Source organism: Paenibacillus sp. ov031, assembly GCF_900143165.1.
Taxonomy (GTDB): domain Bacteria; phylum Bacillota; class Bacilli; order Paenibacillales; family Paenibacillaceae; genus Paenibacillus; species Paenibacillus marchantiae.
In genome coordinates, this window is record NZ_FRDO01000001.1 from 317,938 (window position 1) to 333,103 (window position 15,166).

A 15,166-nucleotide genomic window follows, 5' to 3' on the forward strand; every position below is an offset into this window, starting at 1 on the left:
TTTTGATGTGTAACCCACAAGAAAGACACTTGAAAAAGTGATTCTCTTGTGGGTTGTTTTTATTTTGAGCAGGAAACGGTTAAAAGAAATTAAGAACATAACTACTGTATATATCACAATGTTGATACAATTCGTATCAATGTATAAGTAATCGGACCTATCCCCATTGTTATTATTCCAATTTCCGGTCGTTAATGGACTACATCTACTTAATAATTTGCTAAATAAGATTTCAAACGATGTATTTTTAATTCAGTCTACTCTACTGAGTTATCTGTTATAAAGCACTCGGTTCGCTGTGTTTTCTAAGTTGTTGCTAAACGACTAAAAAGATTGGAGTACTTAAAATAAATAGATACAAAATGTATCATTTATAATAAAATGAGAAAAGAAAATATAAAAAAGAGGTGTGAACTATGAAAGAAATTAAATCTGCTGCCGGAAAGAAAGAGAAACAGGTGTGGGAGACCCCACGAATGGAAGTGCTAGATATTAGTGAAACCATGAACGGTGGCGAGGGGATTTGGCAATATGTATGGGGCGGAGAATTTTGGAAGCTCGAAATGCTAGTCAGTTAGATAGATATAAGAATTTCATATTGTCAATCATATTTACTACTATATTTGGATGAGGTGAACGATTGTCATGAGTAGTCAATGGAAATGGATGGTTCGTTTAAGTGTGTTTTTATTATTTTCTGGGGTGCTTGGTCTGCTGCATTCTGAAACGACATATGCAGCTTCCAAAGACGCTTCTGTTAGGGAAATGGGGAATCGTCCCGCTCAAACTGCGTATATTATTGGGAATATTACTGATAACGATGGTTTTCCAGTAAAAGATGTGAACGTACATATTACGCAGGAAACGGGTGGGGCACAAAAACAAATAGTGAAAACCGATTCTAGGGGAGATTTTCGGTTTGAAACAGCGATAAGTGAAAGCACATATTTTTCCATTAAAGCGCTAGCCAAGGGATACTTGGATTCAGGAAAGAATTTTAGTTATATTATCTTGAATCCGGGGGGGACAGAAGTAGTGAATTTAGTAATCTTCGAGCCAGCCACCATTGTAGGCAAAGTTACTGATCAATCAGGAAAACCTGTTGTAGGTGCTGTCATTAAAGCAACAACAGTCAGCCAATCTGTAAAGACAGACAGGGAGGGCAACTATGCGATTTCAGGAATAGATAATTATGCCTACAATGAAATTACGATACAGGTTGATGCAAAAGGCTATGTGTTTTACACAAGATATTTATCTGTAGGTACTGGGAGTACAATGACATTGAACATAGTACTGCAAGATGCGGCGGACGTTAGTGGATTGGTGCAAGATGAACAGGGGAGGCCGGTTGCAGGGGCAACCGTATCTCTTGATAATTTCAAGACGAAAACAGACAAACAAGGCAAGTATTCCATAAATCGACTGCGTCCGGAATCAAGCACAATCTCTGTTGAGGCGGATGGTTATATCAAGCAAACGATTAGGGTAACTTTGGTCAAAGGACCTAACAATACTTTTGATTTTATTCTCAAGAGTAATGTGGACAAAACCCCGCCTGTAACCAAATATGCTTTAGTTCCTTTAACAGAGGTATCCAACGGAAAACAATATATTAATGGATTTAATTTTAAGTTAAAGGCAACGGACGAAGTTGACGGATCTGGCTTGAAAATGACCCAGTACAGAATCAACGGTGGGGAATGGATCACGTTTACCGGACCAATAAAAATCTATGCTCCTGATGTCAAAACAGTGGAGTATTTCAGTACAGATGTCGCCGGCAACCAGGAAAAAATAAACAAAATGGATTTTGTGAATGGGAAATTTGAAGGAGCAGGATCATACTCGTTCTGAAGGAACAGGATCATACCCGTATTGATTAAAAGTTATCTATAATGAAGAAAGGCGACGTTGACTCTAAGAATCCCTCCGCGGGGGAAGAGTCGAAGTCGCCTTTTGCATCCGAAATAACCAGAACGAAATAATGTTATCCGGATTCCTTTGAATCCAATGAACCGATCAGTGTATAATCAAGAGGGTAATCCAGTTTTGCTGCACCGTTTGATTTTTCATAAATGAGTTGATTCGCATCGCAGGCTCGAACTGCGGTCACGGATAATTTTTTATAACCTGGGAGGCATGGTCATGAGTAAATCTACCCAAACGGGTAACGCCGTAAGAGAAGCCATTCAAAATCGTCGTACAGTCAAAAAGTTTAAAAAAGAAGCTGTTCCCACACAGCAGATTATTGATTTGTTGGACACAGCCGTATGGGCACCCAATCATAAATTGCGTGAGCCGTGGCGGTTTTTATTGTTTAGCGGAAATGGACTGAATAAGCTGGCAGAAGCGATTGATGCAGAGATGGGAGAGGATAACAAGTTCTCTGCCAATATCAAGCAGGTCCCTGCCGTCATGCTTGTCGTTATGGAAGAAGATCCGCGCCAGAATATCTGGGATGAAGATTTTGCAGCAGTAAGTGCATTGGTGCAAAACTTCCTACTCGCGGCATGGAGTGAAGACATTGGTACGTTCTGGGTAACCAAGCCTTTCCTCTATGGACCCAAATTCCGTAAGACACTTGGGATTCAGGCTGGGGAAAAAATTATCGGCATGGTTTACATGGGGTATCCAGAGGTTATTCCTTCTGCCAAAGAACGTACACCAGCAAAAGACAAGCTGACTATATTTGAATAATTGATATCTTGTTCGCTATTTATTCAAAAGAAGATGCTTTATGAAAAACCCCTGCACGTATGCCTCTCATACAGAGGAAATATATGCAGGGGTATTTGACTTGTTAATTTATATAACCTTAAGTTTGAAATCTATAGATGTCTGGCTTGAACGTATCATGATGCAAGATAATGAGGGCAATATATTTTTCCTTAAAGCTTCATTTATTACCTGAATGACCCTCGCTCAAAATAAATTCAAATCCAGTTGACGATACTGTATCGCCTCAGCCACATGAGCTGTCAAAATGACGCCTTCATGGTCCAAGTCTGCGATCGTCTGGGCCATCTTAATAATTCGATCATGTGCACGCATGCTCAGGTTCAGTGCTTGCAGTGTTTGCTGGAGCAGTTGGTCTGCTTCTTCAGGCAGACGGATCGTTCGACGCAGAAGGGTTCCTGATAGCTGGCTGTTCCAGCGAACAGAACTATTCGCATATCGTGCGGCCTGAATATGATGAGCATGAATGACTTTGGCCTGCATTTCCGCAGATGAAGGAGACGCGCCAGCCTTACGCCACTCCCCAGGGGGAGGAACTTCGACCTGAAGGTCGATGCGATCTAGTAGTGGTCCCGAGATTTTGGCACGGTAGGCGGCAACACGGGCAGGACTGCATATACATCTTTGATCCTCCGATTGGGCAGAGAGATAACCGCAAGGACAAGGATTCATAGAACAGGCGAGCATAAATTGTGCTGGAAATGTGAACGCGGCTCTCGCCCGACTAATGGTGACTTTACGATCCTCCAATGGTTGTCTTAACACTTCTAGGACTTGCCGCTGAAACTCAGGCAGCTCATCCAGAAACAATATACCCCGGTGGGCAAGACTTACTTCACCCGGTTTGGGGATGCCGCCGCCTCCAATTAGACCTGAAGTGGAGATCGTATGGTGTGGAGAGCGAAAGGGTCTATCTGCGATGAGACCATTCGAGGTATCTTTAAGCTTGCCTGCGGCACTTAGCACTTTGGTTACTTCCAGCGCTTCGTCTTCGGACAATGGTGGGAGAATCGTAGGCAGTCGTTTAATTAACATCGTTTTCCCTGTTCCTGGTGGTCCGACGAGCAAAATATTGTGCATGCCTGCGGCGGCAATCATGAGTGCACGCTTTACGTGATGTTGTCCCAGAACATCACTATAATCATCGTCCAACGATGGAGATCGCATTGGACGCTCATGGCGCTCCATATCACGGACATTGGGATGCAGAGCAGACAGATGAGCGTAATCTTTTAAAACAACAGGTCCGGTATTCTGCAGCAGTCCTTCCTTGTTCTTTGAATTTGTTTCCTGTTCAGGTACGATATCTTGCAAGTGACGAATACCATATATCTGGATACCCCGAATTAGCGAGGCCTCTTCCAGATTATCGGCGGGCAGAAGAACGGAGGTAAAGCCTAGCCGTTTTGCCAAATCTACCATGGACAAAATGCCAGGCACAGATCTCACTGAACCGTCCAATGCCAACTCACCCACCACCAATGTCCGTTCCTGTGCAGGAAGTACTAGCTGACCACTTGTCGTAAGTAAACCAATAGCAATGGCAAGATCAAAAGAAGATCCTTCCTTGCGCAGATCAGCGGGGGCCAGATTAATCGTAATCCGTTGCAACGGATACTGGTAACCACAGTTTTTTATAGCGGCACGAACACGTTCAACCGCTTCACGAATAGCCGAATCCGGCAATCCGATAATAGACGTCTGGGGTAGCCCATTCGACAAATCTGTTTCCACTTCAATTAAAACGCCGTCAATTCCATATAAACAGGCACTATGCAGTTTTCCGTACATAATAAAAGAAACACCTCACTTCGTCCTTGGCGCGCATAATACAGGCCAGTCTACGAATTAAGGTGCTTCCTCAGCTTCTAACAAGCATTTTATATAAAAGAAATCAGGGCGTCAACCCGTCATTGTCATAGCTGCTGTATATCTATCCCTGACTCCTGAATTGTTTACAGTTTCCGCATGAAGTTTCTAGCAGAAGTATAGAATGTTCAGTTCTGAATCAATGTCGCGCTTTAGTGAAAAAGGATGTAGATGCTGGTTGAGCTATATTAACATATCAATAGTTTTTTTGTTACGTTGTCATATGATTTCGATCGTATATGCTCCAAATTATATTTTATACAATTCAATTTAACACTATTAAATTGAAAAGTAAAATCATTTGTGCTCAATTATTCTGTTTTTTTTCTAATTTATGATAAGATAGATGAAGGGCTCCTTATAATTCGCCGAATTATAGCGGATATAACAGTTTTAAGCCTCTATTATTAAGGTATATAGAATGCACAATAGGTAGGTGAGACAGTTATATGCAGAATGAAAGTTTGAAGCTGGATAACCAATTATGCTTTGCCATATACGCTTGTTCACGTGAAATTACGAAGATGTACCAGCCCTACCTTGAGGTGCTTGGTGTAACTTATTCTCAATACTTGGTCTTGATGGTATTGTGGGAACGTGAAGAATGTACGGTTAAGGAAATCGGAGAGGCACTTTACCTCGATTCAGGGACTTTGACGCCTCTTCTGAAACGTTTGCAGTCAGCAGGACTTATTCATCGTGAACGTTCAGCTCAGGACGAACGGAAAGTATTGATTACCCTTACAGACGCTGGGCGGGAACTTCGCCATAAAGCTTTGTCTATACCTGAAGCGATTCAGGAAGATGCATGTCTGAACAGTTCAGAGTTTGAATCTCTACTGGGACAGTTCAAAGGCCTTCTGGAGAAAGTCCATCAGACCAATACCAAAGTAGCCAGAAAATAAAATGCATCATTAGTAATACTATTAAAAAAACCTTGGCTTATTAGCTAAGGTTTTTTCCATTAATATCCAAGCATTCACAATATGGGATCATACCCATATCAAAATACTGTCTATTAACCATTACTTTTTTAAGGAAAGCGTTTTAAAAACATGTTACAATGAATTGGGTTTAAGTGAAAATAGTCAACATTTGTCTTTTGTTAGTCTACCAACCCGCCTTGTTGCAGTCATGTTGATAGGAGGATTCGAGAATGAATATCCATGAATATCAAGGAAAAGAAGTACTGAAACAGTATGGAGTCACCGTTCCAAACGGAAAGGTTGCTTATACAGTCGATGAAGCGGTTTCGGCCGCAGAGGCACTGGGCAGTCCAGTGACTGTAGTCAAAGCGCAAATTCATGCAGGTGGCCGGGGGAAAGCCGGCGGTGTGAAAGTAGCGAAAAGTATCGACGAAGTTCGTGCTTACGCATCCGAAATTTTGGGAAAAGTATTGGTAACACACCAGACTGGACCTGAAGGTAAAGAAGTGAAGCGTCTTCTGATTGAAGAAGGATGCGATATCCGCAAAGAGTATTATGTGGGTGTTGTTGTGGACCGTGCCACAGGCCGCGTCGTAATGATGGCTTCCGAAGAAGGCGGTACAGAGATCGAAGAAGTAGCTGAAGCTACACCTGAGAAAATTTTCAAAGAAATTATTGACCCTGCAATTGGATTGCAAGTGTTCCAAGCACGTAAACTGGCGTACAGCATTCGTATTCCGAATGAGTTGGTGAACAAAGCGGTTAAGTTTATGCTTGCATTGTACAAAGCATTTTTCGAAAAAGATTGCTCCATTGCCGAGATCAATCCACTCGTTGTTACCGGAGATGGAAACGTTATCGCGCTGGATGCAAAATTGAATTTTGATTCCAACGCCTTGTTCCGTCACAAAGACATTTTGGAATTGCGTGATCTGGATGAAGAAGACGAAAAAGAAATCGAAGCTTCCAAATACGACCTGAGCTACATAGCACTTGATGGCAACATCGGCTGTATGGTCAATGGTGCGGGACTTGCGATGGCGACGATGGATATCATCAAATACTATGGCGGCGACCCGGCTAACTTCCTCGATGTTGGGGGCGGTGCTACAACAGAGAAAGTGACCGAAGCTTTCAAAATCATTTTGTCTGACGCCAAAGTGGCGGGTATCTTCGTTAACATTTTTGGCGGAATTATGCGTTGTGATGTCATTGCCAATGGTGTTGTTGAAGCCGCGAAGCAGCTTGGCCTGACTAAACCGCTGGTTGTTCGTCTTGAAGGAACTAACGTGGAGCTTGGTAAACGTATTTTGGGTGAATCCGGCCTGAATATCGTTCCTGCTGATTCCATGGCCGATGGTGCACAGAAAATTGTTGCCCTCGTAAAATAAGTTCATTCCTGGGCAAATTGCTGCCTTAGTTCCGGAGCTGTCCGGCACTTGAAAAATAACCGTAAGGATGTGAAGCAACGTGAGTATTTTGATTGATAAAAATACAAAAGTCATTACGCAAGGCATTACGGGTTCAACGGGAATGTTCCACACGAAGGGCGCATTGGACTACGGAACCCAGATGGTAGGTGGCGTTACACCGGGTAAAGGCGGAACCAATGTTGATATCACGCTGGAAGATGGCAAAGTAGTCAGTCTGCCGGTGTTTAATACAGTACAGGAAGCGAAGGAAGCTACTGGCGCAACAGCGAGCGTCATCTACGTTCCTCCGGCATTTGCAGCGGATTCCATCATGGAAGCTGTTGACGCAGAGCTGGATCTCGTGATCTGTATTACAGAAGGTATCCCGGTACTTGATATGGTCAAGGTTGACCGTTTCATGGAAGGAAAAGATACCGTTCTGATCGGACCAAACTGTCCGGGCGTTATTACACCAGGTGAATGCAAAATCGGCATCATGCCAGGTTATATTCATATGCCTGGTCACGTTGGCGTGGTTTCCCGTAGTGGAACACTCACCTATGAAGCCGTTCATCAATTGTCTGCGCGTGGAATTGGACAATCTTCTGCTGTGGGAATCGGTGGTGACCCGGTTAAAGGCTCCGAGTTCATTGATATCCTGAAACGGTTCAATGAAGATCCGCAGACACGTGCTGTTATTATGATTGGTGAAATCGGTGGTACGGCTGAAGAAGATGCTGCGGAGTGGGTACGCGATAACATGACCAAACCGGTAGTCGGCTTCATCGGTGGTGTTACGGCGCCTCCAGGCAAACGTATGGGTCATGCGGGTGCTATTATCTCTGGCGGTAAAGGTACAGCCAAAGAAAAAATTGCGAAACTGGAATCTTGCGGAATCAAAGTTGCTCCGACGCCAGCTGAAATGGGCTCGACTCTTGTGAGCGTACTTGAAGAACGCGGAATTCTGGATTTGTGCACGACACATTAATTCTTTTTCGTTATAATAGAAGAAACGGTGCAGGGAAATTATTTTTCTGGTGAGCCGACTATTGATAATGCGGAAAAGGTAAGCAACCTTTTGTCCTGAACAGGGCGAAGGGTTGCTTTTTTGCGTTTTTTTACGGGGTATAAAAGGGAGCTGTTGTCTGCCTGTAAGAGTAAACGCTTGCAATCCGTTGTCACTTAACACACAATATGAGGGAAGATTTTCTTCCCGCTATGGGAGGTTTCTGATTATGGAAGAGAGATGGATTTTGGTTGGACTGCATGAAACGGATGGTATTGGTAAGAAAACAATCTCGAAACTGCTATCAGGACAACATCAATTGACGGATTTTCTAGATTATAAAGAAGGAGATTGGATTGCCGCGGGTTTACGCAAGGATCAGGCTGTGCGTCTAACCAAGCAATTCAATATCGACTGGATTGAGCAGAGACAAGAGGGTGTTTATAAACAGGGAATTGAGATCGTTACCTATCTGGATCAAGACTACCCCATATTAATGAAGGAAACCGTTCAGCCACCCTGGGTAATGTACGGTCGAGGAGATATGAATCTGTTGCACGCTCAATCCATTGCAATGGTAGGAACACGTATGCCTACAGTATACGGACGTAAAATTGGTGAAAAACTGGCAGAGCAACTATGCAAGGCAGGGCTGACCATTGTAAGCGGGCTTGCCAGAGGAATAGATAGTGTGTGCCACGATGCAACTCTTCGTGCAAACGGCAAAACCATTGCGGTATTTGGGACAGGCATTGATAACATCTATCCACCGGAAAATACAAGTCTTGCCGAACGAATTGCCGAAACAGGGCTGCTTTTATCAGAATATCCTCCGGGTACACGTGCGCGTCAGGGATTATTCCCGGAACGTAATCGGATCATTGCAGGGTTAACTCTCGGTACGCTAGTCGTTGAGGCTGATATCCGAAGTGGATCACTCATTACAGCTGATGCTGCACTCGAAGCGGGAAGAGACGTGTTTGCAGTCCCAGGTCCCATTACATCTCCCAAAAGCCGAGGCTCGCACAATCTGATTCGTCAGGGGGCAAAATTGGTGACCTGTGCCACAGATTTATTGGAAGAGTTTCGATTGGACTTGCCAAAAGCGGAGCAACTTCCTTACAATAGAGGACGTTCGGCGGAAAGCAGTGAAACTTCCAATCAAGGAATATTCCCTGTCGTAAAACTATCTTCAGATGAACAACGTGTTATTTATCTGCTAGAGCAGGAAGAGCAATCACTGGATCAACTTGTGGAACAGCTCAACTGGGATTTTGGACATTTGCATTCAGTTCTGTTATCTTTAATCATAAAAAAGCAGATTAGCCAATTACCTGGAACCAAATACGCGAGGGTATGACGATGCTGCGATCAAGGCAGCATGTGAAAATAGATTATTAGCGGAAGTTAGTCCTGCTGCTAATGAAGTATGAATCATAAAAACAAGCAGCAGTTTCATGACTGAGAGGAGGATGAACCTATGGCGGATGCACTCGTAATCGTGGAGTCGCCCTCAAAGGCGAAGACGATCGGCAAATATTTAGGCAGCAAGTTCATCGTAAAAGCTTCGATGGGGCATGTACGCGATTTGCCAAAGAGTCAGATCGGCGTTGAGGTAGAGAATGATTTTAATCCGAAATATATTACGATCCGCGGTAAAGGTTCAATTTTGAAAGAACTGAAGGATGCACGAAAGAAAGTGAAAAAAGTGTATCTCGCAGCTGACCCGGATCGCGAAGGTGAGGCTATTGCTTGGCATTTGGCCCATGCACTTGAACTGGATGAAACTGCGGATTGCCGAGTAGTATTTAATGAAATTACGAAACAGGCTGTCAAAGATGCGTTCAAAACGCCGCGTAAGATCAATATGGATCTGGTTAACGCGCAGCAGGCCAGACGTATTCTGGATCGGCTTGTAGGATATAAAATTAGTCCGTTATTATGGAAGAAAGTCAAAAAAGGATTGTCCGCTGGTCGCGTTCAGTCCGTGGCCGTCAAAATCATTTTGGATCGTGAAAATGAAATCAATGATTTTGAACCGGAAGAGTACTGGAGCATTACTGCCAAACTGACTGCGGACGGAAATCCGTTTGAAGCCAAGTTCCATCAGTTGAACGGTACCAAAACCGAACTTGGCAGTGAGGCAGAAGTACAGGCCATTTTAAAACAGATCGAGGGCGCTTCTTTTACAGTCAAAGAAGTTAAAGAGAAGGAACGCAGCCGTAACCCTTCTGCTCCGTTTACAACGAGTTCCTTGCAGCAGGAAGCCGCACGTAAATTGAATTTCAGAGCTTCCAAAACGATGTCTGTCGCCCAACAGCTGTATGAAGGCGTAGACCTCGGAAAAGAAGGCACAGTCGGTCTCATTACGTATATGCGTACGGACTCTACCCGAATTGCAGCATCGGCTCAGGAAGAAGCCAAGGAATACATTATTGGCAAGTATGGTGAGCCATTTGCACCAGAGACGCCTAGAAACTATTCCAAAAAAGCAGCCAATGCTCAAGACGCGCATGAAGCGATTCGTCCAACGTCGATTTTGCGTGATCCGGATTCCATTAAATCGTTTATGAGTCGTGATCAATTCCGGTTGTACAAACTGGTTTGGGAACGTTTTATAGCGAGCCAGATGTCATCTGCCGTTCTGGATACACTCTCCGTGGACATTGCTGCAGGAGATACGATTTTCCGGGCAGCGGGTTCGAAGGTTCGTTTCCAGGGATTCATGAAGGTGTATGTAGAAGGTAACGATGACGGTACAACGGAAGAAGATCGTCTGCTGCCTCCGCTGAAAAATGGAGATGTGCTGGAGAATCGGGAGATCGAGCCGAAACAGCACTTTACACAGCCGCCACCACGTTATACGGAAGCAAGGTTGGTTAAAACACTTGAGGAGCTGGGCATAGGGCGTCCGAGTACATATGCGCCAACGCTGGAGACCATTCAGAAGCGCGGATATGTTGCTATTGAAGAGAAGAAATTCATGCCAACGGAACTGGGCGAACTGGTCATCGAACAGATGGAGGAGTTCTTCCCGGAGATCCTGAATGTGGAGTTTACCGCCAACATGGAAGGTGATCTTGACCATGTGGAAGAAGGGTCGGAGGATTGGGTCAAAGTACTCGCAGAATTCTACGAATCTTTTGAGAAACGGCTTGAGTTTGCAGAAGAAGAAATGAAAGAAATCGAGATTGAAGATGAAGTATCGGATGAAATATGTGAGAAGTGCGGCAAACCGCTCGTTTATAAGCTGGGTCGTTTCGGCAAGTTTCTCGCATGTTCCGGGTTTCCGGATTGCCGGAATACCAAACCGATCATCAAGGATATAGGTGTGACTTGTCCGAAGTGTAAGGAAGGGCATGTTGTTGAGCGCCGCAGTAAAAAGGGACGGATTTTCTATGGTTGCGACAAGTATCCTGAATGTGATTTTGTATCATGGGATAGACCGTCAGCGAAACCATGTCCAAGTTGTGGATCACTAATGATTGAGAAACGGAACAAACAGGGAACACGATTACAGTGTACTTCATGTGATCATCAAGAGCCGGTAGAGGAACCGGAAGAAGATTGAGCGGATTAGCATAATGGGGGTAAATGATTTTGACGAATGAACAACAAGTAACCGTTATCGGTGCCGGGTTGGCAGGAACAGAAGCAGCTTGGCAGATCGCAAGTCGCGGTGTGCGCGTAAAACTATACGAGATGAGACCGGTTGTGAAAACACCGGCTCACCATACAGATAAATTTGCAGAACTGGTATGCAGCAACTCGCTTCGTGCGAATGGGTTGACTAACGCAGTTGGTGTATTGAAGGAAGAAATGAGAATGCTTAATTCTCTGGTATTGGGTGCAGCAGACCGTCATGCTGTTCCAGCAGGTGGAGCACTTGCTGTGGACCGGGACGGATTCTCAGGCGAGATCACATCTACACTTCATCAGCATCCACTCATCGAAGTAGTTAATGAAGAGCTGACTTCTTTGCCGGAAGACGGAATCGTTGTTGTTGCAACGGGGCCTTTGACTTCACCAGCATTGTCAGAGCAAATCAAGGCTCTTATGGGTGGAGAATACTTCTACTTCTATGATGCGGCTGCGCCAATTATCGAAAAAGATTCCATTGATATGAATAAAGTTTATCTGGCTTCACGTTATGACAAAGGCGAAGCAGCGTACTTGAACTGTCCGATGACAGAAGAGGAATTCGATGTATTCTATGAAGCGTTAATCACAGCGGAAGTTGCTCAACTGAAAGAGTTTGAGAAAGAAATTTACTTCGAAGGCTGTATGCCAATTGAAGTCATGATGAAACGTGGTAAACAAACGGCTTTGTTTGGTCCGATGAAACCTGTAGGACTCGTCAATCCGCATACTGGAGAACTGCCTCATGCTGTTGTTCAGCTTAGACAGGACAATGCAGCAGGAACGCTGTACAATCTGGTCGGATTCCAGACGCATCTGAAGTGGGGAGAACAAAAGCGTGTCTTTTCTTTGATCCCTGGACTTGAAAATGCGGAATTCGTCCGTTATGGCGTTATGCATCGTAATACATTTATCAATTCTCCCAAACTGCTTCGTCCAACGTATCAGTTCAAAGAGCGTCCGAACCTGTTCTTTGCAGGTCAAATGACGGGAGTAGAAGGTTATGTAGAATCTGCGGCATCCGGTTTGATCGCGGGTATGAATGCAGCCAAAGCAGCGCTTGGACAGGAACTGGTGGTATTGCCGGTGGAGACCACGCTGGGCAGTATGGCACAATATATTACAACAGCTGATTTCAAACACTTCCAGCCAATGAACGCAAACTTCGGATTGCTGCCGAAGCTGGAAACTAAAATACGCAACAAAAAGGAAAAAAATGAAGCACTTGCGCAGCGTGCACTGGACGGCATTGCCCGTTTTGCAGCAGCAGAAGGTCTAACCGTTCCGGAACGCGTGTAAATTAATCGTGGGAGGAGGCTGATATCATGGATATGTCATTTCATGCTACAACGATCTGTGCAGTTCGTCATAATGGCAAAGCAGCCATTGCCGGTGATGGTCAGGTGACCATGGGGCAAAGTGTTGTGATGAAAAATACAGCCAAAAAGGTTAGACGTTTGTATCGTGGACAGGTTGTCGCCGGTTTTGCCGGTTCCGTGGCGGATGCCATTACCTTGTTTGAGAAATTCGAAGGCAAGCTGGAGGAACATCATGGTAATCTGCAGCGTGCAGCGGTAGAACTTGCCAAGGATTGGCGCCAGGATCGGATTTTGCGCAAACTGGAAGCACTCCTTATTGTTATGGATAAGACAGGTATGCTGCTGATTTCTGGTGGTGGCGAAATAATCGAGCCGGATGATGATGTTATCGCTATTGGCTCGGGAGGAAACTTCGCGTTATCTGCTGCACGTGCGTTAAAACGTCATGCAGTGGATTTGGAAGCAAAAGACATTGCTCGTGAATCACTCCAGATTGCTTCAGAGTTATGCGTATATACCAACAATAATATAATTGTTGAAGAGTTGTAAGAAAAGCAATCTCCCGTGATGGGGCATGATGATTAAATCGGCTCCAGTTACTTCGTGGAGATTCTTTGTCCTTGTAGGTAAAATTTATAACGTTCTATCTCATAAACAAGGTTCACATACTGGTAGGAGGGAAGCTATATGGATACTCAAGCGTTAACGCCAAGACAAATCGTTGCAGAGCTTGATAAGTACATTGTAGGTCAAAAACAGGCTAAAAAATCGGTAGCGGTCGCCCTTCGCAATCGTTATCGCCGTAGCCTTTTGCCCGAAAATACCCAAGATGATATTGTACCTAAAAATATTCTGATGATTGGACCTACTGGTGTTGGTAAAACTGAGATTGCACGCCGACTGGCTAAGTTGGTAGGAGCTCCATTCGTAAAAGTGGAAGCTACGAAGTTCACGGAAGTGGGCTATGTTGGCCGTGATGTGGAATCTATGATTCGTGATTTAATTGAAACATCGCTGCGGATGGTCAAGCTGGAACGTACAGAAAAGGTCAAGGACAAAGCGGAAGAGGCTGCCAATGAGCGGATCGTACATATTTTGGCCCCTTCACAATCCAAATCCAAAAATCAGCGGAATCCGTTCGAAATGATTTTTGGGAATAATGGCAACAACACGCCAGAAACCGATGAGCAGGAACCGGATACGGGAGTAGCTGAACGGCGACGTAAAATCAAATTTGATTTGTTATCTGGCAAGCTGGAAGATGACGTTATCGAGATTGATGTGGAAGATACCACGCCAAACATGATGGACATGTTCGCTGGTCAAGGAAATGATCAGATGGGGATGAACATGCAGGAGATGTTTGGTAGTTTATTGCCACGTCGTACCAAAAAACGTAAACTGGCGATTAAGGAAGCTCGCAAAGTATTGATTCAGGAAGAAGCGGGCAAGTTGATTGATATGGATGATGTTACTCAGGAGTCCATCCGCCGGGCGGAACAGACAGGTATCATATTCATTGACGAAATTGATAAAGTGGCCAGTCAAGGGCGCGGTAGCGGTCCCGATGTATCCCGTGAAGGTGTACAGCGTGACATTCTGCCAATCGTGGAAGGATCTACGGTAATGACGAAGTATGGCCCTGTCAAAACGGATTACATCCTGTTTATGGCAGCCGGTGCATTTCACGTAGCCAAACCCTCGGATCTCATTCCAGAGCTCCAGGGGCGTTTCCCTATCCGTGTAGAACTGAACAGCCTGACGCTTGATGAATTTGTATCAATCCTTACGGAACCTAAAAATGCGTTAACCAAGCAGTATGTGGATTTGCTGCGTACAGAGAATATTGAGATTGAATTCTCGGATGATGCCATTCGTGAGATTGCCAAGCTGGCTGAGAACGTGAATCAGAATACGGAAAATATCGGTGCACGGCGTTTGCATACTATTCTGGAGAAACTTCTTGAGGATCTGTCTTTTGAAGCGCCAGAACTTACGCTGGAGCGTATGGTAATCACTCCGGAATATGTACGTGAGAAATTGAATGACATTGCACTTGATCGTGATTTAAGTCAATATATCTTGTAACACAGGTGTAGAGCTCTGTTCATGGTGTGATTGTAGGTTGGATGACGGTATACAATGGATGAATAAAGATCAAACAACTACACGGAAATAGGATATTTGGTCCTGGTTCTGACTGTAGAAGACTTTATTCGATCCAGATGTATGCCGTTTATTTTTGTTTTATCCTAA

General features: G+C 44.4%; 12 protein-coding genes. 11 read left to right on the top strand and 1 reads right to left on the bottom strand.

Annotated elements, in window-relative coordinates:
* The first annotated feature begins 416 nt into the window (after positions 1–416).
* The 3 genes from BUA17_RS30735 to BUA17_RS01380 all read left to right on the top strand — a co-directional run bounded on the left by BUA17_RS30735 (position 417) and on the right by BUA17_RS01380 (position 2,700).
* Positions 417–578 (top strand): paeninodin family lasso peptide, encoded by a 162-nt coding sequence (locus BUA17_RS30735; RefSeq protein WP_139295598.1) that lies wholly within the window; start codon positions 417–419, stop codon positions 576–578.
* Positions 579–645: 67 nt separating this feature from the next.
* A complete protein-coding gene (locus BUA17_RS01375; protein ID WP_072732391.1) occupies positions 646–1,857 on the top strand; it encodes a carboxypeptidase-like regulatory domain-containing protein in 1,212 nt (403 codons plus the stop codon).
* 291 nt (positions 1,858–2,148) lie between these two features.
* Positions 2,149–2,700, top strand: a complete 552-nt coding sequence (locus BUA17_RS01380) for a nitroreductase family protein (protein WP_063566422.1) — start codon at positions 2,149–2,151, stop codon at positions 2,698–2,700.
* A 225-nt stretch (positions 2,701–2,925) separates the two neighbouring features.
* Here BUA17_RS01380 and BUA17_RS01385 read toward each other — a convergent pair whose 3' ends face one another.
* Positions 2,926–4,530: a YifB family Mg chelatase-like AAA ATPase gene (locus BUA17_RS01385; RefSeq protein ID WP_072732392.1), complete on the bottom strand. Its 1,605-nt coding sequence runs from the start codon at positions 4,528–4,530 to the stop codon at positions 2,926–2,928.
* A gap of 527 nt (positions 4,531–5,057) precedes the next feature.
* On the opposite strand from BUA17_RS01385, the gene BUA17_RS01390 reads away from it, so the two are divergent.
* The 8 genes from BUA17_RS01390 (at position 5,058) to hslU (ending at position 14,998) form a co-directional block, all read left to right on the top strand.
* On the top strand, positions 5,058–5,513 hold the full coding sequence (locus BUA17_RS01390; RefSeq protein ID WP_063566420.1) for a MarR family winged helix-turn-helix transcriptional regulator: 456 nt from the start codon (positions 5,058–5,060) through the stop codon (positions 5,511–5,513).
* Positions 5,514–5,764: 251 nt separating this feature from the next.
* Complete coding sequence (sucC, locus tag BUA17_RS01395; protein ID WP_072732393.1) at positions 5,765–6,925, top strand: ADP-forming succinate--CoA ligase subunit beta; 1,161 nt, start codon at positions 5,765–5,767, stop codon at positions 6,923–6,925.
* A 79-nt stretch (positions 6,926–7,004) separates the two neighbouring features.
* Positions 7,005–7,934 carry a succinate--CoA ligase subunit alpha gene (gene sucD, locus BUA17_RS01400; protein ID WP_063566419.1) on the top strand — a complete coding sequence of 310 codons (930 nt, stop codon included), beginning with the start codon at positions 7,005–7,007 and terminating at the stop codon, positions 7,932–7,934.
* A gap of 247 nt (positions 7,935–8,181) precedes the next feature.
* On the top strand, positions 8,182–9,312 hold the full coding sequence (dprA, locus tag BUA17_RS01405) for a DNA-processing protein DprA (protein ID WP_063566418.1): 1,131 nt from the start codon (positions 8,182–8,184) through the stop codon (positions 9,310–9,312).
* Positions 9,313–9,432: 120 nt separating this feature from the next.
* A complete protein-coding gene (gene topA, locus BUA17_RS01410; RefSeq protein ID WP_064639074.1) occupies positions 9,433–11,523 on the top strand; it encodes a type I DNA topoisomerase in 2,091 nt (696 codons plus the stop codon).
* A 29-nt stretch (positions 11,524–11,552) separates the two neighbouring features.
* Entirely contained in the window at positions 11,553–12,890 is a 1,338-nt protein-coding gene (gene trmFO, locus BUA17_RS01415; RefSeq protein WP_072732394.1) for an FADH(2)-oxidizing methylenetetrahydrofolate--tRNA-(uracil(54)-C(5))-methyltransferase TrmFO, read from the top strand.
* Between the two features lie 26 nt (positions 12,891–12,916).
* Positions 12,917–13,459 carry an ATP-dependent protease subunit HslV gene (hslV, locus tag BUA17_RS01420; RefSeq protein ID WP_024630205.1) on the top strand — a complete coding sequence of 181 codons (543 nt, stop codon included), beginning with the start codon at positions 12,917–12,919 and terminating at the stop codon, positions 13,457–13,459.
* A 138-nt stretch (positions 13,460–13,597) separates the two neighbouring features.
* Positions 13,598–14,998, top strand: coding sequence for an ATP-dependent protease ATPase subunit HslU (gene hslU / locus BUA17_RS01425; RefSeq protein ID WP_063566415.1), 1,401 nt, complete (start codon positions 13,598–13,600; stop codon positions 14,996–14,998).
* Positions 14,999–15,166 lie beyond the last annotated feature (168 nt).